This is a genomic window from Streptomyces sp. Ncost-T10-10d, assembly GCF_900091955.1.
Lineage (GTDB): Bacteria > Actinomycetota > Actinomycetes > Streptomycetales > Streptomycetaceae > Streptomyces.
Map to the genome: position 1 here is coordinate 1 of NZ_FMDF01000078.1, position 26,804 is coordinate 26,804.

General features: G+C 68.6%; 19 protein-coding genes and 7 pseudogenes. 18 read left to right on the forward strand and 8 right to left on the reverse strand.

Annotated features, from left to right (window positions below; translation table 11 throughout):
- Positions 1 to 183: 183 nt before the first annotated feature.
- A pseudogene (locus tag GA0115254_RS47475) lies at positions 184 to 297 on the forward strand (hypothetical protein); the annotation flags it as partial.
- 186 nt (positions 298 to 483) lie between these two features.
- Positions 484 to 666, forward strand: a pseudogene (locus GA0115254_RS47215) (AAA family ATPase); the annotation flags it as partial.
- A 1,037-nt stretch (positions 667 to 1,703) separates the two neighbouring features.
- Here GA0115254_RS47215 and GA0115254_RS47480 read toward each other — a convergent pair.
- A pseudogene (locus tag GA0115254_RS47480) lies at positions 1,704 to 1,939 on the reverse strand (IS982 family transposase); the annotation flags it as partial.
- On the opposite strand from GA0115254_RS47480, the gene GA0115254_RS11835 reads away from it, so the two are divergent.
- From GA0115254_RS11835 to GA0115254_RS11845, 3 genes and pseudogenes are all read left to right on the forward strand, one after another.
- Positions 1,932 to 2,174, forward strand: coding sequence for a pentapeptide repeat-containing protein (locus GA0115254_RS11835; RefSeq protein WP_256102511.1), 243 nt, complete (start codon positions 1,932 to 1,934; stop codon positions 2,172 to 2,174). The pseudogene GA0115254_RS47480 and the gene GA0115254_RS11835 sit on opposite strands and share 8 nt — an antisense overlap.
- Positions 2,175 to 2,763: 589 nt before the next feature.
- Entirely contained in the window at positions 2,764 to 3,354 is a 591-nt protein-coding gene (locus GA0115254_RS11840) for a hypothetical protein (protein WP_093895242.1), read from the forward strand.
- A gap of 85 nt (positions 3,355 to 3,439) precedes the next feature.
- A pseudogene (locus GA0115254_RS11845) lies at positions 3,440 to 4,022 on the forward strand (IS3 family transposase); the annotation flags it as partial.
- A gap of 309 nt (positions 4,023 to 4,331) precedes the next feature.
- Here GA0115254_RS11845 and GA0115254_RS11850 read toward each other — a convergent pair.
- Positions 4,332 to 6,014, reverse strand: a complete 1,683-nt coding sequence (locus GA0115254_RS11850) for an IS200/IS605 family element transposase accessory protein TnpB (protein ID WP_093895244.1) — start codon at positions 6,012 to 6,014, stop codon at positions 4,332 to 4,334.
- Between the two features lie 175 nt (positions 6,015 to 6,189).
- On the opposite strand from GA0115254_RS11850, the gene GA0115254_RS11855 reads away from it, so the two are divergent.
- The 3 genes from GA0115254_RS11855 to GA0115254_RS11865 all read left to right on the forward strand — a co-directional run bounded on the left by GA0115254_RS11855 (position 6,190) and on the right by GA0115254_RS11865 (position 10,558).
- On the forward strand, positions 6,190 to 7,455 hold the full coding sequence (locus GA0115254_RS11855; RefSeq protein ID WP_093895245.1) for a ParA family protein: 1,266 nt from the start codon (positions 6,190 to 6,192) through the stop codon (positions 7,453 to 7,455).
- Positions 7,452 to 8,657 (forward strand): ParB/RepB/Spo0J family partition protein, encoded by a 1,206-nt coding sequence (locus GA0115254_RS11860; RefSeq protein ID WP_093895246.1) that lies wholly within the window; start codon positions 7,452 to 7,454, stop codon positions 8,655 to 8,657. Before GA0115254_RS11855 ends, GA0115254_RS11860 begins: the two co-directional genes overlap by 4 nt.
- A gap of 1,472 nt (positions 8,658 to 10,129) precedes the next feature.
- The gene (locus GA0115254_RS11865) at positions 10,130 to 10,558 is read left to right on the forward strand and encodes an organic hydroperoxide resistance protein (protein WP_093895247.1); all 429 of its coding nucleotides are present in this window, start codon (positions 10,130 to 10,132) and stop codon (positions 10,556 to 10,558) included.
- A 473-nt stretch (positions 10,559 to 11,031) separates the two neighbouring features.
- Here GA0115254_RS11865 and GA0115254_RS11875 read toward each other — a convergent pair.
- Positions 11,032 to 11,897 (reverse strand): annotated as a pseudogene (locus GA0115254_RS11875) (SGNH/GDSL hydrolase family protein).
- A 515-nt stretch (positions 11,898 to 12,412) separates the two neighbouring features.
- Here GA0115254_RS11875 and GA0115254_RS11880 point away from each other — a divergent pair.
- From GA0115254_RS11880 to GA0115254_RS11890, 3 genes are all read left to right on the forward strand, one after another.
- Entirely contained in the window at positions 12,413 to 12,859 is a 447-nt protein-coding gene (locus GA0115254_RS11880; RefSeq protein ID WP_093895249.1) for a VOC family protein, read from the forward strand.
- A gap of 126 nt (positions 12,860 to 12,985) precedes the next feature.
- Positions 12,986 to 14,425: a dihydrolipoyl dehydrogenase family protein gene (locus tag GA0115254_RS11885; protein WP_093895250.1), complete on the forward strand. Its 1,440-nt coding sequence runs from the start codon at positions 12,986 to 12,988 to the stop codon at positions 14,423 to 14,425.
- The gene (locus GA0115254_RS11890) at positions 14,422 to 15,024 is read left to right on the forward strand and encodes a GPP34 family phosphoprotein (protein ID WP_093895251.1); all 603 of its coding nucleotides are present in this window, start codon (positions 14,422 to 14,424) and stop codon (positions 15,022 to 15,024) included. The genes GA0115254_RS11885 and GA0115254_RS11890 overlap by 4 nt, the downstream gene beginning before the upstream one ends.
- Before the next feature lie 567 nt (positions 15,025 to 15,591).
- Here GA0115254_RS11890 and GA0115254_RS11895 read toward each other — a convergent pair.
- On the reverse strand, positions 15,592 to 16,143 hold the full coding sequence (locus tag GA0115254_RS11895; RefSeq protein WP_093895252.1) for a hypothetical protein: 552 nt from the start codon (positions 16,141 to 16,143) through the stop codon (positions 15,592 to 15,594).
- Between the two features lie 348 nt (positions 16,144 to 16,491).
- On the reverse strand, positions 16,492 to 17,256 hold the full coding sequence (locus GA0115254_RS11900) for an MBL fold metallo-hydrolase (RefSeq protein WP_093895253.1): 765 nt from the start codon (positions 17,254 to 17,256) through the stop codon (positions 16,492 to 16,494).
- 909 nt (positions 17,257 to 18,165) lie between these two features.
- Between GA0115254_RS11900 and GA0115254_RS45880 the strand changes: the two genes are divergently transcribed.
- The 4 genes from GA0115254_RS45880 (at position 18,166) to GA0115254_RS11920 (ending at position 20,149) form a co-directional block, all read left to right on the forward strand.
- Complete coding sequence (locus GA0115254_RS45880; protein ID WP_256102517.1) at positions 18,166 to 18,402, forward strand: RNA polymerase sigma factor; 237 nt, start codon at positions 18,166 to 18,168, stop codon at positions 18,400 to 18,402.
- Positions 18,303 to 18,584 carry a sigma factor-like helix-turn-helix DNA-binding protein gene (locus tag GA0115254_RS45885; RefSeq protein ID WP_256102512.1) on the forward strand — a complete coding sequence of 94 codons (282 nt, stop codon included), beginning with the start codon at positions 18,303 to 18,305 and terminating at the stop codon, positions 18,582 to 18,584. The genes GA0115254_RS45880 and GA0115254_RS45885 overlap by 100 nt, the downstream gene beginning before the upstream one ends.
- 503 nt (positions 18,585 to 19,087) lie before the next feature.
- On the forward strand, positions 19,088 to 19,717 hold the full coding sequence (locus tag GA0115254_RS11915) for a hypothetical protein (protein ID WP_093895256.1): 630 nt from the start codon (positions 19,088 to 19,090) through the stop codon (positions 19,715 to 19,717).
- Between the two features lie 120 nt (positions 19,718 to 19,837).
- Positions 19,838 to 20,149, forward strand: a complete 312-nt coding sequence (locus GA0115254_RS11920; RefSeq protein ID WP_256102513.1) for a helix-turn-helix transcriptional regulator — start codon at positions 19,838 to 19,840, stop codon at positions 20,147 to 20,149.
- A gap of 122 nt (positions 20,150 to 20,271) precedes the next feature.
- Here the strand turns inward: GA0115254_RS11920 and GA0115254_RS11925 are convergent, their stop codons facing one another.
- From GA0115254_RS11925 to abc-f, 3 genes and pseudogenes are all read right to left on the reverse strand, one after another.
- Positions 20,272 to 20,835: a CGNR zinc finger domain-containing protein gene (locus GA0115254_RS11925; RefSeq protein ID WP_093895258.1), complete on the reverse strand. Its 564-nt coding sequence runs from the start codon at positions 20,833 to 20,835 to the stop codon at positions 20,272 to 20,274.
- Between the two features lie 100 nt (positions 20,836 to 20,935).
- Complete coding sequence (locus GA0115254_RS11930) at positions 20,936 to 22,600, reverse strand: ABC-F family ATP-binding cassette domain-containing protein (protein ID WP_093895259.1); 1,665 nt, start codon at positions 22,598 to 22,600, stop codon at positions 20,936 to 20,938.
- Between the two features lie 79 nt (positions 22,601 to 22,679).
- Positions 22,680 to 24,313: pseudogene (abc-f, locus tag GA0115254_RS11935) on the reverse strand (ribosomal protection-like ABC-F family protein).
- Between the two features lie 449 nt (positions 24,314 to 24,762).
- Between abc-f and GA0115254_RS11945 the strand changes: the two are divergent.
- The 3 genes and pseudogenes from GA0115254_RS11945 to GA0115254_RS47485 form a co-directional block, all read left to right on the forward strand.
- Positions 24,763 to 25,485, forward strand: a complete 723-nt coding sequence (locus tag GA0115254_RS11945) for a molybdopterin-dependent oxidoreductase (RefSeq protein WP_176740079.1) — start codon at positions 24,763 to 24,765, stop codon at positions 25,483 to 25,485.
- Positions 25,433 to 26,125 (forward strand): cytochrome b/b6 domain-containing protein, encoded by a 693-nt coding sequence (locus GA0115254_RS11950; RefSeq protein ID WP_093895261.1) that lies wholly within the window; start codon positions 25,433 to 25,435, stop codon positions 26,123 to 26,125. The genes GA0115254_RS11945 and GA0115254_RS11950 overlap by 53 nt, the downstream gene beginning before the upstream one ends.
- Before the next feature lie 64 nt (positions 26,126 to 26,189).
- Positions 26,190 to 26,591, forward strand: a pseudogene (locus GA0115254_RS47485) (GAF domain-containing protein); the annotation flags it as partial.
- Positions 26,592 to 26,804 lie beyond the last annotated feature (213 nt).

The window sequence follows — 26,804 nt, forward strand, 5'->3', positions numbered from 1 at the left end:
CCGTCCCGCAAGTCGCCTCCCCCGCCCAGCTGAACGCGGTGATCGAGCAGTGGGACGCAGAGGACGAACAGCGCCGGGTCGGCACCCGACCGCGGCCGGTAAGCGAGTACTTCGCCGTCGAACGGCCGCTGCTGCAGCCGTTACTTACCCAACGAACCCTTCGAGACAGGGCGGCTGTTCAGCCTGCGGGTCGACCACTTCAGTCAGATCAGTGCCCGCACCAACCGCTACTCGGTGCCAGTGAGGTTGGTCGGTCGAACGGTGCGGGCCATACTGCACGCCACCGAGCTCGTGGTCTACGACGGCCGGCAGGAAGTCGCCCGTCACGAACGGCTTATCGCAAAAGGTCAATCGCGTCTGGAACTGGACCACTACCTGGAAGCCCCGGTCCGCAAGCCGGTCGCCGGCCTCGGTCGCGGCCTACGACCAGCTGCCGAGATCCCAGCAGCTGGCCGACCACCCTCCTACTCAGGGAGGAATTCCGTGACACTCGAACGACACCGCGGCCTTACCGAACAAGCCTCCGACGCCGCCGTCGACCAGGCATGTCGCATGCTCTGGCTGCCCACAATCCGCGCCCAGTTCTCCGAACTGGCCGAAGCCGCCGCCCGCGACCAGACGTCCCTGCGGGCCTTCGACCTCGATGCCAACCCGAACATCGACGCCCTGGCAACCCGGCGCTCCGCAGCACGCAGCAGAGCAAGCCCCGTCTCCCCCGGCTGACGTAGGTCTGCCGTCACCGCCTGCCATGCAGCCTCATCGTTGTAGTGGATCCTGATGATCAAGGAAGCAAACTGATCGCGTCCGACAACCTCAGGCAACATGTCCGCCCTGTGCCAGTCCTCCCCCGAGGCACCAGGAGCACGTACGTCCAGCAGCGATCCCATCAGGTCGGGATCGAAGAAGCACTTCACGTCATCCCACAGCAGATCAGCCACACCGCCATGCTCCCCGGCCCCCAGCTTCAACGCAGCCCTGTTTCCCTTGACCAAAGACATAAGGGACTCCCCGACAGATGCAGCCTGGCCCCTCTCGATCTGGCGGAGCAGCACTTTCAGCGGATGGTTCAGCCTCAGCCGATCCGCCGACCTATTACGCCGTAATAGGTCGGCGGATCGGCTGCTGCTCCGGTGAAGCAGCCTTGGCACGCCAACGGATGTCCAAGTCTTGGGCAGAGAGGGCCGACTGCCCCAGTGCGTGGCCTGCTGCGGAAGATCCGCGCTGCTTGACTTCTGATCCGGCAGGTTCCCAACCAGCCCGACAGCCTTGGCATATACAAAGCATGCAGCAAACCGGCCGTGACACGATCACCTGCGGTGGCGCGCCATTCCCCGGCGGCCCTTACGTGGAGATTGGCTCCTGTCTTCGACGGAGCGAGGTACAGGAAGTGCAGCACCCGTTGAGTGCGCAGGCAACAGGCCCAAACGCGTCCGAGTTGTCGCCGGCGGCCAGAGGGACCAGCCGCGACCTACCAAGTTGGACATCCAACTGCCGTGTCGAGCATGTCCCGCCAGTTGCCCGCCTCCTCGTCGAGGCAGAGTCCGCATCACGATTCTCTGCACGAGGGCAACCGAGGTAGAGGTCGGCGACCCCGTCCCATCGGCAGGCTGTGACAGGGAGGAGACTCCCGATGCCTCAGGAGCCGGTGCCCGGAGTCGCCATCGCAGGGCGACAAAGAGGGATGGTGATTGATTCCAAGGGGTTCAGTGATCGTATGTGGTCAGTGCCCGTATGACCGGCTGGCCAGTGTGGTCGTTGCGCCAGATGGCGGCGGTGAGTGCGAGGATGCGCTGCAGGACGCGGACGGCTACGCCTGCGCGTGTGCGGCCGCGGTGGCGTTCGAGTCGAGTCCGCCCTGAAGGTCTCGTCGATCGACTCGATGACCTGCCGCAGGCTTGAACAGCTGTGATCCGGTCCGCCTGGCTTCGCCCTTGCGGGCCGCAGCAGTCGGATGTTCAGCTCGGCCCGAACAGCTGTGGTTCACGCGGTGCTCTTTTCGCGGGGCTGATCTGTGTCAAGCCACCCTGAACGGCTTCCGCTTCAAGCTGTGCGATCTACGCGGGGCCAACCTGAGCGGTGCCTCCTTGCGTGAGTTCTCCCTGAGGGCTGCGAAGGGGCTCAAGAGCCAGACCAGACCGCGGACCTATTACGCCGTAATAGGTCCGCGCCTATGACCACAGCCCCTCTGGCCACGCGGGAGCGAGTCACATTCTGTGGAACATGGCTGAGGGGGAGCAGGATGTCAGCATGACGAGGCGCGCGGAGTGCGAGCCGCCCCCGCAGAGCCGCTGCTCAAAGCGCCTGTGCCCGTCGGTGCCCTCAATGCTCCGTATGTCGTCGGCGAACTGCGCAAGCTGCGTGAGGATGCGGAAGACCCGAACGTGGAGCCCATGCCGGCCGATGAGAACTCTTCGGTGCGTTGCTGCAGGCCGAGAGACACGTCCAGGTGCTGCGGGAGCAATCCCCCGAGGTTCGGTGTGCCGCAGCCTCGAAGCGCATACAGCTGTGGGAGTGCCTGCGTGAGCAGACAGACTTTCACCCGGCGCGTGCGGTGGACGATGTCCGGCAGGCGGGAGTCCAGTGGATCGAGTTGGCCCGCACTTGCTGTGGGTGCGCCGAGCGCCGCTTACAACAGAGCGAGGCGGTCGAGGCCGTCGAGCTCACCGGCGAGACTGCTCAGGCGGGCGGCTTGCGCTGGAGCGAGCCGCGGAGCTCCGTGCGGTTGGAGGCAGGGGCTGGGGGCAGGGTGCGAGGGTGGCGTGCATGGGCAACTCGCGGGCGTATCCGGTCTTCCGTACCACCAGCGCCGAAGAGGCCTGGACGCAGGCACTTCGCCTGAACGCTCTGCTGGAGGAGCGGGACGACGAGGTGATCCTGATGGCTGAACTACTGACCGTCGAGGACGCGCAGCGGATGGCCGCGGCGCTGCCCGGTGCAGGATTCGACTACGCGGGTGCCCGGATGGATCCGGCGACGGGTGACTTCCTGGACTTCGTCTTGGACATCGGCACCGTGGAGCACTCCGCCCTGGAGGCGGAACTTCCTCTGTCCGTCCTGCACTACGTCGCACCGGGCACCGTGGAGCGCGCGTTCGTGGAAGCGGTGGGCCGGGGCATCGCCTCGGTCGGCTTGCGCGGCAGGTGGCCCGACGATCCGGAGACGGATTCGTACGGCGTCTCGAAGTACGACGGCGTGGAAGTCCTCTTCAACTGCGACGACGTGAACTGGTTGCAGCGAACCGATCACCACACCTTGTTCGTTCACGTCGGCAAGTGGGGCGATCTTCCACGAGCCAAGGGCCTCGCCGAGTATCTCGGCAGCACCGTGCTGGGGGAGGCCCAGCGCGGGTGGTGAGGCACCGTTTCTCGGCGCGTCCACCTGCCCGGATGAGCACAGACCGGCTTTCACGTATCCGGCGTCGGCCAGGGCTACGGTGCCTGTGTACGCCGACACCTACGGCGTCCCCAGGATCACCGCCGAGCACCGGGAGGAGGGCGAGCGCGTCAACCACAAGCGGATTGCGCGCGTGATGCGGAGCATCAATCCGGCAGGCGTGCGGCTGCGTCGCAGGCATCGCACCACTGTTGCGGACCCGGTCGCGACAAAGGCCCCGGACCTGGTCGGCCGAGACTTCACGGCGCCCGAACCGAACACGAAGTACGTGGGTGACATCACCTATCTCCCAGTCGATGGCGGGAAGTTCCTTTATCTGGCTACCGTCATCGACCTCGCTTCGCGCCGCCTGGCCGGCTGGGCTCTCGCGGAACACATGCGCACCGAGCTCGTCACCGATGCCCTGGCCGCCGCCGAGCAATGCCGCGGCAGCCTCACCGGAGCGGTCATGCACACCGACCACGGCGCCCAGTACACGAGCCCGGGCTCGCCGACGCCTGCCGGAGAGTCGGAGAGCCGGCGTCCGGCAGTCCTTGAGCGCGATCGGCTCCAGCGCGGACAACGCCCTTGTCGAGTCCTTCAACACGACGTTCAGGCGGGAGACACTCCAGGGTCGCAAGAGCTGGTCTTGGCCGCTGCCGTGGAACTGCAGCAGCAATGGACGATGAGTTATGAATGACCTCGCTGTCCGGTCAGCCCTGTCGGCCACGGCTTCCACGTGGGACCAGTCGCCCAACCGGAAATCCGTCAGAGCTGCCGCATCGGTCCCCTGCCGCCGACTGCCAGACTCCCCACCTATTACGCCGTAATAGGTTCAGCGCTTGCTTGCTGTGTCCATGGGCGCCTGATGCGAGCCGCGGGGCACCTGACATCGCGGGAGGAGAGCCCAGTGAACTCGGCAGACCTATTACGCCGTAATAGGTTCATGAGAACCGTTCCTAACCAGTGTGCATGAGTGAGTCCTGGACCCACTGCTGCGTTCTGGGCGCATCCCGAACGGTGTTGGATGCACTCGGTCCCCGCTTTCGCTTCCCGTTCGGTGACGGCCCTCCGGGGAGCCGGTCCGTTGCGGGTGGGCGGATTCCGTCACGTCCTCGGGTGCCTGGTGGGGCCTGGGCGGTCCGATGCCCCGCACGATCGCTCCGGTCGTGTGGGGGCGGTGCCGTCCGACGCCGGATGGGGTGTCCGAGGGCGCGTCGTCCGATCGCGATGCCGGCGGCATCGTGACGGGACATGGTGCGGTGCGGGGTGGCCAGTGGTTTCTGCCAGTGCTGGGCACCCCACAGGGAGGTGTAGGCGGGGTCGATCGCGACAATGCTCAGGCCCTGTTCGGCGGCCATGGAGACCAGCCGGGCCTTGAGTCTGCCGGTCGGGATGCCGGAGATCAGCTGCCTGAACCGTTTCCGGCGGCCGTGTTTCTCGCGGGTCTTCTCGGTGGTGAAGTCGAGGTCCTCGATGGCGATCGCGGTGGCACCGGTCTGCTTGGCCCAGCGGATCAGGCGGGTCAGCGCGTGGCGGATCTGTGCGTCGCGGTGGGCGGCGGTGCCGGACAGGTCGTAGCCGAAGCGGTGCGGGTCGCCGATGGGGTTGCCGTGTGGGTCGAGGTGGTAGGCGGCGAAGTGGTCGGCGTTGGTGTCGACGCCGACCACGCCCCGGGCGCGGGCCGTCTCCAGCGGGATGGTCTGGACGGTGGGGCGCTGCCAGGACGCGGTGAGGTACCAGCGGCCGCGGTCGGTGTCGAGGTGGATGCGGTAGGCGACGGCCCGGTTCGCGGCGATGCGGTCGGCCCACTCCTGACCTCGGTGCGCGAACGCCACGGTGGAGGTGAGGGTGTACCGGCCGTGCCGGGCGTTGGGCAGGTGGGCGAGCGGGGCGGGCAGCCTGATGGACACTTCACCGTCCCGGGTGACGCGGATCGTCTCGTTCCCGAACCGCTTCCCCGACTCACCGTCGGCGGCGATGAACCAGCGCTCCGCCTCCCAGCGCTCCCGCCACTGGCCTTCGGTGAGGTGGGCGTCGGCGAGGTGGTGGCGGGTGTTGAGGAGACGCTTGCTGCCCCGTACGACCCGCACCTGTCCAGGCTGCCGGTCACGGACCGCGGCATCGTGCCGGGCTTCCAGCGCGGCGAGGCGGCGGGACTTGCGGAACCACTCGCCCTTGGAGCGGTAGCCGCCCGCGGCCCGCTTCGTCCCGGGTTCCCCGATCGGGAGGGACAGGCGGTGCCGCAGCGTCCTGATCCCGGATTCCAGCGTCTGGATGTGCGCGGCCTGGCAACGCCGGGCCAGCGCCCACTGATCGTGCGTGGCCTTGGTGATCGCACCCGCGATCCGCGACGACGACAACACCGTCAGGTCCCGCTTGCACGACGCCCAGGTGTCCGCGCCGTGCTCCAGAGCATCCGCACAGCGGGCCCTGAGATCACGCGAAGCCAGCCGACCCTGATGCTCACCGACCAAGCGGAGCACATTCTCGTCCTGGGGCGTGAGGTGCTTCAGACGGTCCCGGACCGCCACCCCGCAAGGCCCCGGCACCATGAACGGTGCCGCCAACTCCCGCAAACCACCCACCACAACACCCCCTCCCACCCAGCCCGACGAGCAGCAGCCGTCAAGGTCACCCATTCGGCTCCGGAACCTCTGTTCCCACCCCGCGAACCCACCGACAGGACCCACTCCCGCTCACCACCCACTTCAGTGCAGCAAACAGGCAACAGCTCGCAACCCCTTCCAGAGACGTAGTTGAACTAACTAACGTGTCGGTGCAACTGACGATCTAGAACGTTAGTAAGGTAGTGCCATGAGTATGTCAGCCACCTCGAACGACAGAGTCAAGGTCGTCTCCAAACTGCCGGGATGGCTCCGGCAGAACCTCAAGGTCAGAACTGCCCAGTTGGGCATCGAGATCCAGACCGCCGTGGAGCAGGGCCTCGCCGCTTGGTGCGATCTCGCCTCAGCGACTGCTTCGGTCGACACTGCTGGGGCCGAGTCTTTCTCCACCTTCCTGCCGCCGGGGCAGTGGGAGGAGTTCCGAAGGATCGCGGAGGACCGACGTGTCTCCCTGATCCAAGGACTTGCCCAGTCCGTCCAGCTCTGGCTCGACACCCACCCGACGCCTGATGTCCATCGTCCTGAGATCACCCGCCGCATCGTCGTTTGCAACCAGAAGGGTGGGGTGGGCAAGACCGCGATCACCGCCGGAGTGGGGGAGGCACTGTCGGAGGACCGCAACCGTCTGTTCCCCGTGCGGGTCGCCAAAGCTCTGGCCACCGCCCTTCGTGCCGGCGACTCGCAGGGCGACGCCCCCGAGAAAGGCAACGACCCGCTCGACGTCGAGAAGTTGCCCGGCCCCGGACTCCGCGTCCTGTTGGTCGACTTCGACCCGCAGTGCCACCTCACCAACCAACTGGGTGCGGCACCCCTGACGATGAACGGTGACAGCCTCACCAACCACATGGCCGGCGACCCGAAGGGCGAGCTGCAAGACCTGATCGTCTCCGTGGACGAGGAGCACTTCGGAGGGCGGCTGCATCTGCTGCCCGCCTGCCATGACGCCTTCCTCCTGGACGTCCGTCTGTCCGCGGTGCGCGCTCGTGAGGCCGCCCTGGAGCGGGCCTTGATGCCACTTGAAGCCGATTACGACGTCATCATCGTCGACTGCCCGCCCAGCCTCGGCCTCAGCATGGATGCCGCCGCCTACTACGGGCGTCGGCGCGACGGTGAAAGGCCAGGCCAGTCCGGAGCCCTCATCGTTGTTCAGGCCGAAGACAGCTCCGCCGACGCCTACGACTTGCTGACGAACCAGATCGAGGATCTCCGTAACGACCTCGCCCTCGACATCGACTACCTGGGCATTGTCGTCAACCTCTACGACAGCCGACGGGGATACATCGCCACCTCGTCCCTGCAGGGATGGATTGACATAAAGGATCCCAAGGTCGTCGGTCTCATCAACGATCTCAAGGAACAGAAGGAGGCCGTCCGTATGAAGCAGCCTCTGCTGAGTTACGCGCCTTCTTCACAGCAGGCCGTTGCCATGCGCGCACTGGCTCAGGAGATCTCATGAGTAAGGCCGACCAGTTGGGGAACGGACGCTTCGGGGGGAGTGCCCGACCTGTCAGCGCCCGTCGTACCGCCATCGGAGTCGCTACCGGTGTTCCGACCGCAGGGGTAGCTCCTCCGACCCGACTCCCGGTCGTGCGGATCAGTCCCAACCCGGAGAACCCACGCACCAACCTGGGCGACCTCACCGACCTCGTCGGCAGCCTCAAGGAACATGGCCAGAAGCAGGCTGTCACGGTCATGAACCGTGACGCCTACGTCAAGGCCAACCCGTCGCGCTCCGGCGATCTCGAGCCCGACACCACCCATGTCGTCGTGGACGGCAGCAGTCGACTGGCGGCCGCTCGTGAGGCAGGCCTCACTCACCTCAACGTCATGGTCGACGACGAGCAGGGGAGTGACGGCGACGCCATCCTTGAGTCCGCGCTGGTTGCCAACATCCATCGCAACGACCTCGACCCCCTGGATGAGGCACATGCTCTGCAACGCCTGCTCGCCCTTCATGGCTCGCAGGTCAAGCTGGCCAAGCGGCTGAGCAAGTCACAGGGCTGGGTGTCCCAGCGAATCGCTCTGCTCAACCTGACTCCCGAACTTCAGGCAGTCGTCGGGCAAGAGCCTGTCGAACTTCTGCGCTCGGTCGCCAAGGCACCGCAGGAGCGCCAGCAGGCCGTGCTCCAGGAACTCAAAGAGGAACGAGCACGCAAGGAGGCCGAGCGACGGACACCTCCACCGGTCGTACCCTCTGAGAGGCCCGCGCCGGAAGACGCACCCCTATCAGCCCCCTCCTCGATCGTCGAAGACCAGGGTCCAGAGGGCGACGCGGTCACTCAACCGGCTGCGACCGTTCCGCCGACCCGCGCGCCCCAGCGCGAGGCGCGAGGCAGTTCGTCCCGCGGCGATGAAGCGAAGTCCCTGACAAGGACAGGCGCAGGCACGGCTCTCGACGAGCCTGCGCAGGCCGCTGTGGCCGAGCGGGCTGAGACAGTGCCCGATCCCCGAGCCGCCGGGGGAGAGGTGCCAGATGTTGCACACACCGATCAGGGCAAGCCCGAATCGAGGACCACTCGGCAGCTGCCGTACGACGACGGCGCGTTCATCGCCATGCATCTCATTCAGGAAATGAGCGCTACCGAGTTCGACAGGATGCTCAGCATCCTCAACAAGCATCAGAGCGAGCGTGGCGGGACTCGAACCAGCGCTCACTGAATGACTACGCCTGTGGCCGGTGCGAAGTGATGCTTGTGCCGGCCACAGGCGTTTCTTGCCGTGATCTTCGCCTGCGCTCGGCGTGGTCTCCGCCTGTTGTCCCTCAGCCCGGGGTGCGAGGCGCACGCGCGCCGGGGACGGCCCCTGCCGGGATGCCGTAGCTGACCTTCTGTGGTGCGGGACGGTGGGGGAGGGGGAGTCAAGCACCGGGAGGTCGGCTGAACAACTGCCGAACCAAAGGGGCTATTTCACCCAAATCCCTGATCAGTTCGAACTGTTCGATTCTTCGCTCAGAGCGATTCTCCCGAGAACGGGTCCGACGGCAACAGTGACGTTTTTGCGCTCAGAGCGTTCTCCGAAGGCGTTCACGGCCGCGCTGGGCGACGCACGGCGTCCGAGAATGCCCTGCGCGCGGATCCATGAAGCCTTCCTTGCGGCGATCAACACGGCGGCGGTGTGCTTGATACGGGGGAGCGGTGTCAGGTCCGGGGGCACCGACGACACACCCGAGGTGTGTCGTCGGAGAACACGTGTGCCGTCGGCCCGATTGACACCGGTGCGCCGGGCGATGTCCCCGGCCGTCGCTCCACCCGCCGTGACGGGCAGGCGGTCACAGCCTTCTGCTCCTGCGGGATCCCGCGTCTTCCAGCATCCAGAATGCTCCCTCGCTGGTAGGGGCAGTTGAGGAATGTACTCCGGACCACCTCAAGGCAGCGGGCGAGCTGTCCGTGCGACCGCTTGCCCGTTGGCACCTGAGAGGGTGTGCATGCCCTTACTGTGTCGCTACGTGAACCGGACCGGTATCCCTGGGGGTACCGATCGCACGACCGAGGTGTGGAAGGGGCACATGTAGTTCCCATCACAGGTTCACCTCGTCACCGCCGTCGGCGAGCAGTAGTACTGATCGCCGCTGCCGGCAGGGTCGTTATATCTCGTCACATTTTTCTTGATACTGCCCGCTCAGGCACTGGTTCCACGCGGTTCGATTGTCGTCGAAGACGCTGCACGGGTGGTAGCCCAGGCGACCCGGGCCGCAGTCGGGCCGGAATCCACGTGGGACGGGGAACGGGAGCACGGCGGTCCACCGTGGCCCGGAACGTGCCGTGGCTCCGGTCGCGCACGGCTGCCGCACGCCAGGTGCGGCAGCCGTCGTACGACATCTCCACCCGAGCCCTCGTACCGCGGGGACCGCCCCTCCCGGCGCGCTGCGTGCAGTTCGTAGCCGCGACAGGATCCGACGGCCGTGCGGTACATGTCACTCGCTGCCGGTGGCACGACTGGGACATGTTGCAAGGGCAGCAGGGAGGCGCGTGCGACACGTGTCGGAGGCAGCCACAAGAAGACATCAGTCACCGTCTTGACAGGTGACGTGGAGGCTGCCATGATTGCGTCACCTCCTCAACCAGTGACCAGAAAATGTCCTGGTCAGAGGATGACCCAAAACCTTTCGACCCAGATGGGGAGCACCAGTCATGGCAGTCACCTACACCGCCGTTGTCGACGTCGACGGAGAGGGCCGGAACGGTGGTCACGTCCGCTCCTCCGACGGCCTGCTGGAGACCAGCCTCGCTCTCCCCAAGGAACTCGGCGGAGCCGGCACAGCGACCAACCCCGAGCAGCTCCTGGCCGCCGGCTGGGCCGCCTGCTTCCTCGGCGCCCTGCGTCGCGCCGCCACCCTGCGCAAGGTCCGGCTGACCAGCACCACCATCACGGCCGAGATCACTCTCACCCACGGCGACGACGACGAGTTCTCCCTCTCCGCGGTCCTCACCCCCGTTCTCGGCGGCGTGGACCAGGCCACTGCCGAGGAGCTCGCGCACGCCGCCCATCAGATCTGCCCGTACTCCAAGGCCACGCGCGACAACGTGCCCGTCACCATCAACGCCAGCGCCGCCGCCTGACACGTTCCTCCTTCTGACCGCGGGTCCCGTGCCCCCGTCCCCCAGGCGCGGGACCCGCTCCCTTCTCCCACACACCCACACCGGCTACCGAAGAGCGAGGACGGGACATGGCTCCCACGACTCACACACACGTAGGGCGCGCCAGGCTCCCTCGGCCCGCTCCCGGCGGTGCCACCACCGTCCCCGGCGAGCAGCGGCCGTCCCGGAGCGCGGCAGGCTCCGATGAGTCTGCCTGGCCCACCGACACACAGGTGTGGACCTGGGCGCAGAGCGTGACTCTTTTGGGATACGGCCCACCCCCGTCCAGTTTCCTGTGACGCACAGCATCGCGTGGGGCCACGGGCAGGGGTCGGCCCGGCACGGGATCGCGCCGGGCCGACCCTGGAACCTGCGGTCGGCAGTGCCCTGGATGGACGGGCGGGCAGAGCGCCCAAGCCGCCGTCCGGTCGGGCGACCGCACTACGACGCGAACGTCAGTGGTGCCGGCCGTGATGTGCGAGAGTGCCTTCGACGGCGGTGGCCATCGCCCTCTCACCTGCGGCGTTGGGGTGCACAGGCGCCGCCGGTGTCTCGGGGGCGAAGGTCTCGATCCACCGCTCGCCGGTCGGCTTGCAGAGGTCGTGTCCGACGGTCGCCGTGTACGTGTTCACGTACCGCGCCCCGCTGTGCCGCGCCTGGCGGGCCAGCATGGCGTTGAGCTCCTTCTCCTTGTCGCGGAGCCAGGCGAAGTCGCCCGCGGCCAGCGGCACGCTCCTGCTGGTGCAGCCCACTCCGTCGTCGGGGAAGAGATCGGGGTAGCCGACCACCACGACACGGGCGTGCGGCGCGCGGCGGTGGATGCCACGCAGCACCTGCGCGACCTTCGGCCCGGTCTCGGCGATCGCGTCCGTGATCCGGTCCGTTCCGGTACCCGTGTAGTGGGTCTGGCACGGGGTGCCCCCCGGGTTGCCGGACATGAGCTGGACGCAGGTGCCCAGCACCGTCGAGAAGCCGATGTCGTTGCCCCCGATGGTGACGGTGACCAGATCGGTTCCCCGGTCGAGGGCGTCGAGCTGCGCCGGTACACCGTCGGCCTGCGGGGCCGTCATGTCGGCGGTGGTGGCCCGGAGCAGGTGACGTCCGTCAGCGTCGCGGACTTCGACCGCGCCACCAGCGAGGCGTAGTTCTGGTCCGAGCGCAGGCAGGCCGTATCGACCTGGGTGGGTACGAGCGGCGCGGAGGCGTACGAGTCGCCGAGAGCGACGTAGTCCACCTTGTGCCGGCTCTCCGTGGCCGTGCTCGCCGCGGCCGTTCCGGCCGGGGCGAGGGCAGCCCCCGCGGAGAGCAGCGCGGCACCCATAGTGAGCGCGCGTCCCGCGCGGGAGGTGGGGAGGAATCTTCTCAAGATCTGTCCTTCCGTGATCGGTCGATGGCCTCCGCCCGAAGCGCGTCGGCAACCGCATGCCACATCCGGTCGACTGGTCGACGCCATGGGTTGCCGTGCGGGCGCGTCTGATGGAAGGCGGAGCACCCACCTTTCACACGTATCCGAGGACTGCCAGGTGCCGGTGGCATCGGTAACGAATTGGTCACCGCCGGCGAACCGGGCCGACGGGCCCCTCGAGGGCCGCATGGCTTAAGGGCCCTCGGCCGAGGGCCGGCCGGAACACACCGTCAGGTGACTGATGCGGCATACGCCGCTCGCGGCCGACAGTGAGAGCACGGTGCCCACCGGCGTGGACGTGAGTGCCGTCGGCGGGTGTGGTCCCGACGCTCATGGCGAGTCCCACGCACGGCATGTGAGTCCTCGATGGCACCGCCCACCGACCTCACATCTGTCCGAATGTCAGAACCATCGAAAGCGGGATAACAGCAGTGGACATGAAACTCGAAGTCGTCGTTCTGCCGGTGTCCGATGTGGACCGTGCCAAGGGCTTCTACGCGGAACAGCTCGGCTGGCGCCTCGACGCCGACTTCCCGATCGACGACGGGTATCGGATCGTGCAGGTCACCCCGCCCGGCTCCGAGTGCTCGATCATCTTCGGCAACGGCCTCACCCAGCAGGAGGCGGGCACCCTCCACGGCCTTCAGCTGACCGTCACCGACATCGTCGAGGCCCAGAAGGAACTGGAATCCCGCGGTGTGGAGGTCTCCGGCCCGTTCCGCGACGAGACCGGCGCCTTTCACCACGCCGGCGACTCCCACCGGGTTCCCGGTCCGCACCCCGAACGTGCCAGTTACGGCACCTTCGCCGCCTTCGCCGACCCCGACGGCAACGAGTGGTTCCTCCAGGAGGTCACCCAGCGCGCCCCCGGCCGCTGAGACCCGGTCCCGGCGCGGCTGGCCTCTCCCGCCGCGCCGGGACCGCCATCCCCGGCGCCACGACATCCACCCGGCCCCATCCAGCCGGACCCATCCGCCCGGCCCCGTCCATCCACCGGAGGACACATGTCGACCGAGAACATCCGCACCTACGACGTCATCGTGATCGGCGCAGGGCCGGTAGGCGAGAACGTCGCAGACCGCACCACCGCCGCGGGCCTGAGCACCGTCATCGTGGAGAGCGAACTGGTCGGCGGCGAGTGCTCGTACTGGGCCTGCGAGCCCAGTAAGGCGTTGCTGCGTCCGGTGCTGCTCCGCGCCGACGCCGTACACGTTCCCGGCCTCCACCCCGCCGTCAGGGAACCGTTGGACATCGAGGCCGTCCTCGCGCATCGCGATCGCATGTCTGCCGACTGGAAGGACGACGGCCAGGTCGAGTGGATCAAGTCGGCCGGCATCGACCTTCTGCGCGGCCACGGACGCCTGACGGGGGAGCGCGAGGTGTCCGTGGAGACCCCGGACGGCGACACCGTGCGGCTGCGTGCCCAGCACGCCGTCGCCGTGTGCACCGGCAGTCGCGCGGCTCTGCCCCCGCTGCCCGGGATCGAGAGCCTCAGGCCCTGGACCGGCCGGGAGGCGACCAGCGCCCGGCGGCCGCCTGGGCGCCTGGTGGTTGTCGGCGCAGGTGTGGTGGGCGTCGAGATGGCCACCGCCTGGCAGGCACTGGGCAGCCGGGTGACCCTGCTCGCCCGTGAGGACGGGCTGCTGCCCCGCATGGAGCCCTTTGCGGGGGAGCTGGTCACCGAGCGGCTGCGGGAAGCCGGTGCGGATGTGCGGTTCAACGTCTCGGTGGCCGCAGCGGAGCGGCCGCGCGACGGGGAGGTCCGGATCACCCTGACGGACGGCTGTGAACTCACCGCCGACGAGATCCTGTTCGCCACCGGCCGCGCCCCGCGGTCGGAGGACATCGGGCTCGACACCGTGGGACTGGTCCCGGGCGACTGGCTCGCCACCGACGACAGCCTGACGGTCACCGCCGTCCCCGGGAACTGGCTGTACGCCGTCGGAGACGTCAACCGCCGGGCACTCTTCACCCACCAGGGCAAGTACCAGGCCCGCATCGCGGGTGCCGTGATCGGTGCCCGGGCCCGTGGTGAGCAGTTGGACACCGGCCGCTGGGCACCGCACAGCGGGACGGCCGACACCGAGGCGGTGCCAGGCGTCGTCTTCACCGACCCCGAGGTCGCCTCCGTGGGCCTGACCGTCCGCGAGGCCGAGCTCACCGGTCGCGCCGTCGAGGTCGTCGACCACGAGATCGGCCACCTCGCCGGAGCCCTCCAGTACCGCCCCGACTACCGGGGCAAGGCCCGCATTCTCATCGATCGTGACCGTCAGGTCATTGTCGGCGCCACCTTCGCCGGACCGGGCGTCGGTGAACTGCTGTACTCGGCCACCGTCGCCATCACCGCAGAGGTGCCCGTCGACCGCTTCTGGCACGCCGTCCCCGCCTTCCCCACGATCAGCGAGGTGTGGCTGCGCCTGCTGGAGACCAGGAGGGACTCGTGACCACCGCACGCGATCTCGCGCTCGTCACCCTCGGCCTGCCGCCCGACCGGCCCGTGGAACAGGGCGACCTCTCCCTGGTGCTGGCGGGGGCCGAGGCCCTCGACCTGCTGGAGAGCGGGGCGCTGACCTTGGACGGCGACCGCATGGTGCCCGGACTGCGGGTGACGACGGGCGACCGCCTGCTGGACCAGGCGCTCGCCTCGCTCGTCCGGCGGGAGCCGTACGAGACGGTCGGGGACTGGCTGTGGCGCCGCGGTGCCCGACTCGCCGCGGCTTACGCCGAGGATCTGGAACGGGCCGGACTCATCGTCCCCCCGCGGGGTATCGGGTTTTGGTCACGGTTCACGCGGACCGCGCCGGCCGACTCGCCGGAGCGCCGCCGCGCAGAGGAGCGACGGGCATCGGGCGAGCCTGTTCTCGCCGCTCTGACGGCCTTCCTGCGGACCGGGGACGCCTCGTCGGACGACTGCCGAAGCCTCGACGGGGACGCGGCGAACGCGGTGCTGGCCGCGGTCGGGGACGCGGTGACGGAGCTGGAGGCCGTACGGCTGTGCCGGGATGTGGAAGGCAGCGCGTTCGACAACATATGGCGCGGTTAGGGACCTCATGGCGGAAACACCCGGGCGACGTGACACCTATGCGTGCGTGGGGATAATTCCCGCCAGCCGGCCCCGTCGTGAGAGTTCCGGCCTGCGCCGCCAGGCCGGGCCGGGGGACATCGGCCCGCCCTGGCGACGCAGGCCGTCGTCGGCCCGGCCTTCGTCCGCGCGCGGACGGCATGGAGGGCGGCCGAGCCCGACGGCAGTCCGTAGCTGGTCGCCCTTGCCTGTTTCGCCCTGGGCGACGAGGACCTCGGCCGTGCCAACGTCTATGACCACCACCGGCCCGCCGGCCGGACCGGACGGTGCGCGGGCGAGAGCCGCCGAGGTGAGTGGGGGAGCGGAGGCCGTACGGGCGAGGGTCAGGGCTTTCCAGGACCTCGGTGCCGACGAACTCGTGCTCAACCCGGCCCTCGACGACGTCGACCAGGTGAAACGACTGGCGGATGCGGTCCTGCAGGAGGACCCCCGGCCATGCCCGGAGCCCCGCGGCGGGACAGCGTCGCACGGAGCGCACACACGCGCGTCCGCCTTCGGGAACCACCGCGCGCGGGACACACGAACATGTCAGTCGGTCGCGTTCTGCTCCACGAGGGTGTACATGACGGAACGCTGCTGCTTGTGACGCTGGATGCGTCCCTTGGCGACCAGGGATTCGAGGGTGTTCCGTACCACCTGCGGAGTCGGGTTCCGGTCCGGGTGCTTCTCCAGAAGCTCGTCCCGCAGTTCCTTCGCCAGGCGAGGCCCGTCGTGCTTGCCGAGCAGGTCCATCAGCATGTCACCGAGCAGCGGTCGGCGCGACTTCCCCTTCGCGCCGACCGCTGCGTCACCCGCTCCACGAGCGGTCCCGGCCGAGCGTCGCGCAACGACATCGGCGGGGGCTCGCTTCGCCTTTCCGACGACGGGCTCGTCCTGCAACTGCTCGGGCAGACGTGACGGATCGGCGAAACCCTCGTACCGCTCGGCGAGCTTCAGAATGTCTGTCAGGAGGGCCTCCTCCTGCTTCAACACCATGATCCTCTCCGTCAGCTCCTGCTGTCGACGGTGGTTCTCCTCCAGGTCCGACGCGGCTTGTTCTACCAACCGCGATCGGAACGTAGCGGCTGACTGGCTGGTCACAACCGTTTCACTCCCTCGATATGAATGATTTTGCGCATGGTACCCACGCCGAGGGTCCCGTGCAGATAAGTGTCGGCGCCAGGTGGTAAGCCGGGCATGTTCACTCTTCACGATAAGCGCCGATGTACTCGCGCATATAGCTGGCGCCGGGATTTCTTCGACCGGAAAAGGCGCGTGGCAGCCGACTGCATCAGGCTCACTCTGTAGAGAGTGCCCGGCAGGTGTGTCGTCGAACCGTCCGCGGGGGCCCTTCGTGGACCGTTGTGTGTTGCGGCCGTGGCCACAGTGGGCCCGCGGTCCGGCGGCGGCAGCAGAGCGCCTCGGTGCGCGCCGTGAGGGCGGGATCCGTCACCTGACCGCGTGCTCGCGGGCCACCAGAGCGGCCCCCTTGGCCGGACCATGATGCACGGGTCCATGGCCGGGAAGCAGCACGTCCGCGTCCACGTTTTCGATCAGGGCCAGGGAGTCGAGTGTCTGGGAACGGTCGGTGTGGAACATGGTGGGCAGCAGTTGCGGCCCACTGATCCGCGACGTGGGATGCGCGGTCACCAGGGCGTCGCCGGTGACCAGGATGCCGCTCCCCGGCAGGTGGTAGGCGCAGTGGCCGTTGGTGTGCCCCGGTGTGTGCACGGGAACGGGGCCGCCGGGCAGGTCGAGCGCCCCCTGCACGGGGAAGGCCTGCGGCTCCGAGACCGGCACGTGGGTGGTTCCCCCGGCGCGCAGGGCGTGTACGGCCCAGGGGAGCACACCGGGCCGCCATCCCTGCGCGAGGACTTGTCCGACAGACACTTGGTCCAGGAAGTCGCGGCGGGCGTGCGCCACCTCGGCCTGATGCATCAGGACGGGCACGCCGTACACGATGCGCAGGTGTTCGGCCGCGCCGATATGGTCGTTGTGCGCGTGCGTGACCAGGACCGCGGCCACGGAACGCGGGTTCAGCCCAACCGCTTCCAGCGAGGCCAGCACGGCGTCGCGATCGCCGGGGTAGCCGGTGTCGATGAGGGTGCAGCTGTCGCCGTCCTTGACGATCACCCAGTTGGTGTTGCTGCCGGACACCGAGTAGACATCGCTCTGGACGTGGACGATGTCGTTGTCCCGCAGAACCTTCGGCATGGTCGATCTGATCCTCTCGTCGCGACCGGGTATCCATGAGGCCCCTGTCGCTGCGGCTCACCAGCCCGATCGGGGGATGGCCGACAGCGCTCGTGACACTCACACCAGGATCCCGGCGGTATCATCCCATGGTGTCATGTGTGTGAGAAGAATTGATACGTATGATAGGCGGCTTCAGTCCTTGTGCCGCTCCCGGCCGCTTCGGTGCTCTTTTGCAGCCGCACGTCGAGGGTGGTCAGGTGTCGCCGACGGCATCGCACACGGCATCCCTCGGACCCATGACCGCTTCGCGCAGTTCGGCCGACGGAGGCGTCTGGGCGGCGCGCGGTGGCGCGGGCCGCGACCTCCGCGCGGGCCGTCGTCAGAGCCTCCATGACGCTCGTGCCGCGCAGCGCCGCACGTATCACGTGTCGAGCACATGGTCTCACACACGTATCACATCTGATCGGCCCATCCCCGCAGAATCTCCATACACCTGCCCGAAAAGTTAATATATGTCTCTGGTTTCTCACATCTTCGGGCAGAAGTCGAGACGGTTCGACACACGTGACATGTAACTCATAAGCTTTTCCCTGTCTGTATCGCGCCAACAGGGAGCGTCAGTACACGGACCGGAATAATGCCTGATGAGAATGGGTTCATCGCTCCAACCCGGGAAATATTCGCGCACACGTGCCTGTCGATCGGTGGCGCGGCACCGCAGCGACACACTTGCATCAGTTTTCTGGCACTCGCCGACGCCTACAGTGCGAATACAGGGGTTACATCCGGCCTCCGATCGTCGCACGACAGAGAACCAGGATGGTTCAGAACACTATGGCTACCCCGCTCACGGCTATGTCCCGGTCCGACCTGCTCGCCACCATCATGAGGGAACACCGGGACGGTCTCGTCTCGTACGCCGAGAAGATGCTGGGTGACCACGGACTTGCCGAGGACATCGTGCAGGAGACCATCATCCGGGCCTGGCGGAACATCGACCGCCTGCTCGGGGGTCCGTCCGAGGCTGGCTCTTCACCGTTACCCGGCACCTGGTCATCGACTGGGTGCGCAAGCCCCACTCCCGAAGGGAGGTCATCGGAGTCACCTACCACGATCCCGTGTCGGGCGCCGACAGCACCGAGGCGGTGCACAACGCCTTGGTGACCAGACCGCTGCTGCGGCGGCTGTCTCCCGAACACCGCGCCGTGCTGGTCCACATATACCTCTGCGACCGCAGCATCAAGGAAACCGCCGTCATCCTCGGAGTTCCGGCCGGCACCGTCAAGAGCCGTCAGCACAACGCCCTGCGCAAGCTGCGCACGGCCGCGCATTCCGAGGCGGCCTAGAAGCACGAGGACCGGAGCCTGCGCCGGTGCCGTGACGTGTCGGCACCGTCGGCAAGCCCGCACTTCGGGACGGTTTCCGGCGGCCGGCGGGGCGCTTCTCACACCCGCGTGTGCGCGATGCTTCGGACGACGGTCAGGGTGTCGTCGGAACGTGCGGGCGGAATCGGCGCAGGAATGTCTCGAGTAGGGAGGCTGACGGCGAGGGTGTTTCTTTGACAGGAGACATGTGTGCCGGAATGCTGAGGTCGGCAGAACAGCCGGTGAACCTCGTGGAAGGCCGCTTCGTTCACCCTCAAGACGGGCTGGCGACAGCCGGGCGAACGCGTTGCCGGAGCCTGCTCCACCATCAGGCCGGTCCTCGTGTCTTCGGGCGGTGCACAGCCGTACTGCCTGGCGGTGCCGACCGGACGAGGCACGTACCCCGTCAGGGACGGGCCTCATGGCGGCGGTCCGGCCGATGGCTCGCCTTCACGAGGCGTCACGCTGGTGAGAGGAGGAGTTCCTTGTACGTCCTGATCCCCGACGACCCCGTCTTCTTCGCGAAGTTCCAGAGTCTTGAGGAACCGCTTCTCCGCCACCTGTACCGGCTCCACAGCGAGGGCCGGGAGTCCGACGACGAGCGGATCATCTCGGATGCCTATGACAGCTGGGTGCAGGTACTGCTGAAACTGCCGCTGTGGTCCGAGTGGCACAGTGCGGGCAGGTCCACCGACCCCGCTTCGGACGAGCGGGCCGGATACGTCCTGTACAGCCCGCGCGGCGACCAGCTGACAAGCCTGTATCCGATCGAGGTGACCGCGGTCGACCTCGGGCACCTGACGGCCTGCCTCGACCTGTTCGTCGGGCACCACCAGGCCCGGCGGGCCATGCCGGGGCAGGAGCCTGCCGAACAGCAGGAGAGCGATGGGGCCCTCACCGACGTCTTCCGGCGGGTCATGGAAGTGCTGGTGCTTCCTCCTCCGCCACGACTCCTCACCTTGCTGAGACGTATCGTCCCCCCGGCAGCGGTCGTCTCCGTGACGCTGCCGGCCAAGCAGGAGACGGAGTACCGGCACTTCTGCGAGGACATCGTGACCATCCTCAGCTCGGGCGACACCTTCGCCTACCGCAGCCACCGCGCCATGTATCTCTGAGACACCTCGTGCTCTCTCCGGGAGATCTCGATCCGCGAGGCCGCGAGGCATCCGCCGGATACCGGTCCCGGCCGGCTCGCGGGTCTGGCCGACCCCGCCGTCGCCCCGGCGCCGGCCTGCGTGCACCGGGACCCGGCGCACCCGTGGACCGTCGCCGAACTGGCTCGGGCGGGATCGGTGTCCCGCCCCGTGCTCGCCACCCGGTTCAAGAATGCGGTCGGCCGGGGGCCGCACGAGTACCTCACGGCACGGCGGATCGAACTCGCGGCCGAGCGACTTCGTCAGGGCGAGGGAACCGTCGCCTCCATCGCGCATTCGGTGGGTTACGGCTCGGACAGTGCCCTGAGCACAGTATTCAAACGTGTCATGGGGACGTCACCCCGGGACGACTACCGTGGGCATCCGTCCACGGAAGCGGCGGACCTCTTCTGACACATGTCTTTTTGCAGCGCCGGGCACGTTCCGCAAGACCTCCAGGCTCTCGCCGCCGATGAGCCCCGCGTCGGGTGAGTCCCGCGGCCGCCGGGACCGCGGTTGCCGGCCGGGTCAGGGCGTCATCCCACGGGCGCGGAGGAAGCGGTCTTCTTGCGTGCCCGGTAGGCGGCGGCCTTGTACTTGTTGCCGCAGGACTCCATGCCACACCACTGTCGCCGCGTGCCACGGGACCGGTCGATGTAGACGCGCGTGCACTCCGGGTTGCCGCACTCCTTCATCAGGGGGATGTCCGGGCCGCTGAGCAGTTCGACGGCCTGCCGGGCGACGGTGGCCAGGGCCTGCGCAGGGGTCGCCTCGGTGTGCCGGCCCTTCACGGTGAGCTGCGGCGTCACGGGGGTCTCGCGCGCGCCGCCGTTGACCACGGCAAGCGCCTCGCGGTCGAACTCCTCACCGAGACGACGATCGGTGACGAGCCGGTAGATGGCCTCGCGTACCACTGTCGCCTCACGGACATCGTCGTCCTCGCCGGGACTGATCGTGTCCACGAGTCCGGACTCCAGATACCAGGCATTCAGCCGCTCCGGGGTCACGAACATCTCGAACCGGGTCGAGCGCCGGGCGCGGAGGGTGGCCGCGAAGTCGAGGGCCGGGTGCCCGCAGACGAAGACATGGTTAAGATTCACATCACCATCTTGACAGGTGACTCCAGCTGGACGCAAGGTTTCTCACCGTCGCGGACGGTGACCTTCGCGACCATACGATACCCCGTGCGATGCCCGCAGATCAGGCATGGAAACCGGCCGGTTCCGCCTCCTTTCGCGGACCGCGCCCCGCCTTCAGTCGGATCTCACGGCCTTGCCACCGCCGTCGCAGCCAGCGGTCGTGGCTGGCGACCACGATCGCACCGGGGCCGGTGCCCAGCGCCTCCTCGAGCTCGTCGCACAGGCGCGGTGAGAGGTGGTTGGTGGGCTCGTCGAGCAGCAGCAGCTGTGGCGGACGCGCCACCAGGAGGGCCAGCGCGAGACGCCGACGCTGTCCCACGGACAGCCGCCCGACCGGTTTGTCCAGGTCCGCCTCGTGCATCAGGCCGAGCGAGTCCAGTGGCACCTTCTCGGCCCGCGGCAGGCCCAGCGACAGCTCGTAGGTGTCCCGGACCGTGCGCCCGGGCTGTTCGAAGACGGTGTCCTGGGTGAGCAACCCCACCGTCAGCCGGCGCCGCCTGCGCACCTCGCCGTCGGCCGTGAGACGTCCGGCGAGCACGGCGAGCAGGGTCGACTTGCCCGCCCCGTTGCCGCCGGTGACCAGCAGCCGGTCGGTCGTCGTCACCTCCAGGCCGTCCAGCGCGAGCCGGCCGGGTACCCGTACGTCCCGCAGGGACACCAGATGCTGCGAGCCCTCCTCCGCCCGCGCGGCCAGATCCCCGGCGGCGAACCGCAACGGCCGGGACGGTTCGGCGACCTGGGTGCGCTCCAGTTCCTCCAGCCGCCGGGTGGCGTTGCGCACCCGGCGGGAGATCTGGTTCTGCACCCGGCCCGCACGGTGGCCGTAGCCCATCTTCTCGTTGTCGCGCCGCCCCCGGTCCGGGGCGACCAGGTGCGCGGTCACCCCCGCTGAGTGCCGCAGCCCCGCCAGTTCCTCCTGCTCCTCGGCGTACTGCCGCTCCCAGCGCTCCTGCTCGGCGCGCTTCTCGGACAGGTAGGCGCTGTAGTTGCCGCCGTAGCGGACCGGGCCGTCCACCGCCGGGTCGAGGTCGATCAGGTCGGTGCAGACAGCGTCGAGGAACGCCCGGTCGTGACTGGCGAGCACCACGGTCCCGGGCAGGCCGCGGACCTGCTCCTCCAGGAAGGCGGCGGCGCCGTCGTCGAGGTGGTTGGTCGGCTCGTCCAGCAGCAGGGCCGACGGCCGCCGCACCAGCAGCGCGGCCAGGGCCAGCCGGCCGCGCTGCCCGCCGGAGAGCGAGCCGAGCGTGCGGTCGTGCCCGACCGCGCCGAGGCCCAGGCCGTCCAGCACCAGGGCGGCGCGGCGGTCGGCGTCCCAGGACTCGCGGTCCTGGGCCTGCTCCAGCCGCCTGCCGTAGGCGTCGAGGAGTTCTTGGTGGCCGGGGTGGCCCTCCGGGACGCGGGCCAGCTCCTCGCCGAGCCGGTCGAGCTCCGCGAGGTCCTCGCGGGCCTCGCGGAGCGCCTCGTCCAGCACCGCGGCGAGGGGCGAGTCGGCATCGAACGGCATCTCCTGGTGGAGGAAGCCGAGGTCGCCGGGGCGGGTGACGCTTCCAACGTCGGGTTCGTCCACGCCTGCGAGCACCCGCAGCAGGGTGGACTTGCCGACGCCGTTCTCCCCGATCAGGCCGATGCGGTGGCCGGGGGAGGCGGTCAGGCAGACGCCGTCGAGAACGCGTCGGTCGCCCAGCGAGCGGACGACGTCATGGGCGAGCAGAGCGGGCTGGGGCACGGGTGTCCGTCCGATGCGGTCGGTGGTCGGCCCGCCGGGCACTCGGCCTCGGACGCGGGCCACAGCACGCACCGACGGGTCACACCGCGGGGGCTCCCGTCTCCTTGAGCGTTCCGTCGGCCAGTCGCAGCCAGCGGTTGACCCCGATCGCGGCGAGGAACCGCTCGTCATGGCTGACCACCATGAAAGCGCCCTGGTAGGAGTTGAGCGCGCTCTCCAGCTGGCCCGCGCTGACCAGGTCGAGGTTGTTCGTCGGCTCGTCGAGCAGCAGCAGGTGGGGGCGGGCTCGGCGCACAGCACACAGGCCAGAGTGGCGCGCAGCCGCTCGCCGCCGGAGAGCGCTCCGACGGGCAGGTGCGCCCGCGCGCCCCGGAAGAGGAAGCGGGCGAGCAGGTTCATCCGCTCCGCCTCGGGCCGCTCGGGGGCGAACGCGGCGAAGTTCTCCGCCACCGTGCGGTCCAGGTCCAGCAGGTCCAGGCGCTGCGAGAGATAGGCGATCCGGCCGTCGTTGCGCTTGATCTCCCCGCAGTCCGGGGCGAGGTCGCCCGTGATGAGACGCATCAGGGTGGTCTTGCCGGCGCCGTTCGGGCCGGTCAGCGCGATGCGCTCCGGGCCCCGGATGGTCAGGTCGACACCGCTCTCGGCGAACACCGCCTTGCCTCCGAGACGTGCCTGCATCCCCTCGCCGAGGAAGAGGTTGCGCCCGGCGGGCACCTGGGTGTCGGGCAGTTCCAGGGTGAGGCGCTGCTCCTCGCGCAGGGCGCGCCCGGCCTCGTCGAGGCGGGCCTTGGCCTCGCCGACCCGCGAGGCGTGCATCGTGCCGGACTTGCCCGCGGCCTCCTGGGCGCCGCGCTTCATGTTGCCGGCGAAGATCTTGGGCAGACCCGCGTTCTTCAGGTTGCGGGCGGCGTTGCTCGCACGGCGCTCGGCGCGTTCGCGGGCCTGCTGCAACTCCCGCTTCTCCCGCTTGAGTTCCTGCTCGGCGTTGCGGACGTTCTTCTCGGCGACCTCCTGCTCGGCGCGCACTGCCTCCTCGTACTCGGTGAAGTTGCCGCCGTACAGGCGTAGTTCGTCGCTGCCGAGTTCGGCGATGCGTTCCATGCGGTCGAGCAGCGCGCGGTCGTGGCTGACCAGAAGCAGACAGCCGTTGAAGTCCGACAGCACGTCGTACAGCTTGTGCCGGGCCTCCAGGTCGAGGTTGTTGGTGGGCTCGTCGAGCAGGAGTACGTCGGGGCGCTTGAGCAACTGGGCGGCAAGGCCGAGCGAGACGACCTGGCCACCGCTGAGCGTGCTGAGGCTGCGGTCCAGTGTGAGGTCGGCGAGGCCCAGGCGGTCGAGCTGGGCGCGGGTGCGCTCCTCGATGTCCCAGTCGTCGCCGATGGTGGCGAAGTGCTCCTCGCCGACGTCCCCGGACTCCACGGCGTCCAGCGCGCGGATCACCTCGGCGACGCCGAGCACCTCGGCGACCGTGAGGTTCCCGGTCAGGGGCAGGCTCTGCGGGAGGTAGCCGAGCGTGCCCCTGACGGACACCGTGCCGGTGGCGGGCTTGAGTTCACCGGCGATCAGCTTGAGCAGGGTGCTCTTGCCGGAGCCGTTGGGGGCGACCAGGCCCGTACGACCGGGGGTCACGCCGAAGGACAGGTCGTGGAAGACGGGGGTGTCGTCGGGCCAGGTGAAAGAGAGGTTCGAGCAGACGATGGCGGCGTCGGACATGGAAGCGACCTCGGAGGTACTGAGGGCAGAACGTGGATCTCTGCCCTGGGCAGACATGGGAAAGGGGGTACGACAGAACGGACCACGGCGGCAGCGCTCATGCGCGCGGGCCGGTGGTCGTCAGATCCGGATCTCACCCGGAGATGTCGTCTTCACCCACCACGTCTGTGACTCCTCAATAGATGGTCTACGTCATCCACCACCCTAGCAGCTCGCGTATGTCCGCCGGAGCGGCCGCGACATGCCGGGCCCGCAGGTCGCTCACAGGTGTGTGTCGCCACCGCGTCGTTGACAGCTGGGGAACCACATGTCACGATCGTCACCAGTTGAACGGGTGACGATGGGGCTCGACAGTGTTCACACGTGTGGATCTGCCCGGCCGGTGCCACCGTCTCCCGTGCGGCCGCACATCTCCGGGGTCGTCACCACTGCGAAGGAGCACACTGACCATGGCAGGACAGCCGAAGCCGAGGGCCGAGGGCGCACCGGTGGGACGGCGGGCGGTGCTGGGCATGCTCGGCGCCGGCGCCGCGGGGCTCGCCGCGGCGCCCTACCTCCAGCGTGGCTGGGAGGGGCTCCTCGGCGCCGCCTCCCAGGTCGATGCGACCGGACTGACCGGTCTGCTGCCCAATCCGGGCGGCTTCCGGTACTACAGCGTCGTCGGCTCGGTGCCGCACAAGGACGAGACGAACTACGCACTCACGGTCGGGGGGCTGGTGGCGAAGCCGAAGACCTACACACTTGCCGATCTGCGCTCGATGCCGCAGACCCGGGTCGTCCACGACGTGGTGTGCACGGACGGGTGGCGCGTGAACAAGACACCCTTCGACGCGGTGAAGCTGGCGGACATCCTCGACGCCTCCGAAGTGCGCTCACCGGGCGCGGCGGTCCGCTTCACCTGCTTCGACGGCGCCTACACCGAGAGCCTGACCCTGGAGCAGGCCCGCCGATCGGACATCCTGGTGGCACTGAACATGCAGGACAAACCCATCACCCACGAGCACGGCGGACCGGTCCGCCTCTATGTGGCCCCCATGTACTTCTACAAGTCGGCCAAGTGGCTGTCCGGCATCTCGGTCACCGACAAGGTCGTTCCCGGTTTCTGGGGGGAGCGCGGATATGAGATCGACGGCTGGCTCGACGACGCCGACCGGCACGGCGAAGCGGCCTGATCCCGCGGAACACGTCCGCCGCTTCAGCACCGCCGAGCGCATGGTCCACAGGACCACCGGCTACCTGATGCTCGTGTGCCTGGTCTCCGCCGCCTGCCTGTACCTCGGGCCGCTCGCCCAACTCGTCGGCAGGCGGCATGTGGTGGTCACCGTGCACGAGTGGTCGGGCATCTCACTGCCGCTGCCCTTCCTGCTGGGACTCCTCTCGGCCGACTTCCGAGCGGACCTGCGCAGGTTGAACCGGTTCGCGGTGTACGACCGGCAGTGGCTGCGGGCCGTCCGCCGACGCCTGACCTCGCCCGAGGCGCGCCCGGCCGGCAAGTTCAACGTGGGGCAGAAGCTCTACGCGGGCTGGATCGCCGGTGCCGTCCTGGTGATGATGTTCACCGGCCTGCTGATGTGGTTCACGGGGCTGCTGCCCTTCATCTCCCGCACCAGTGCGATCTTCATCCACGACCTGCTGGCCTGGGCGATCACCTTCGTGGTCCTCGGGCACCTGCGCAAGGCATTCGAGGACCCGGAGGCGAGACTCGGCCTGCGTACCGGGTACGTCAGCCGGTCCTGGGCGCAGCGGTACCACTCCCGGTGGTTGCGGGAGGAGCGCGACGGCAGCGTGGCCGAGCGAGCGGACGAGGTGTGACGTGTCAGCGCTAGGGACAAGCCGGGCGGAAGGGCTCATGGACGACCGCAACGCCCTGGACGCCATGGCTTCCCGCCCGGACGGCCAGGGGCACGAGTCCGCCGGAGTCCGCGGCGAGGAACTGACGGCAGTGCTGCACCGTGCCGTGGAACAAGCCGCCCACCGTCTCCAGGCCGTCGCGGCGGCCGTCTACCTGCTGACCCCCGGCGGCGATGAACTGCGCGCCGCCATGATCGGCGGCAGCCCGCCGTCCGTCCTCACCCTTCCCGGCCGGATGTCCCTGGATTCCCCCTACGCCTCGGCGCGGGCCCTGACCGGCCAGGGCGTGGCGCTCCTGGCCGAACCGGACCCGCTCGCCGATCCGCAGCACGGGGCGCCGGCCTATCCCTACACCGTCGCTTCGGTCCCCCTGGAGACGCAAGGGCGCCGCTTCGGCTCGCTGACCGTGCTGCGCACCGAGAACAGGGGTGCCTACAGCGACGCGGACTGCCGACGGCTCGCCCGGATCGGCGACCGGCTGGCCGTACTGCTGGACGGCCTCCACGCCCGGGGTGCCGTGATCGCACCCGGGAACCTGCCCGTGCTGGTCCCGGTGTTCGACACCGAGCCGCGGCCCGTGACGCAGGAAGGGACGGTACGGGGTGTCCCCGACGTGCCCGGCTCCGCGGGGATGACCCTG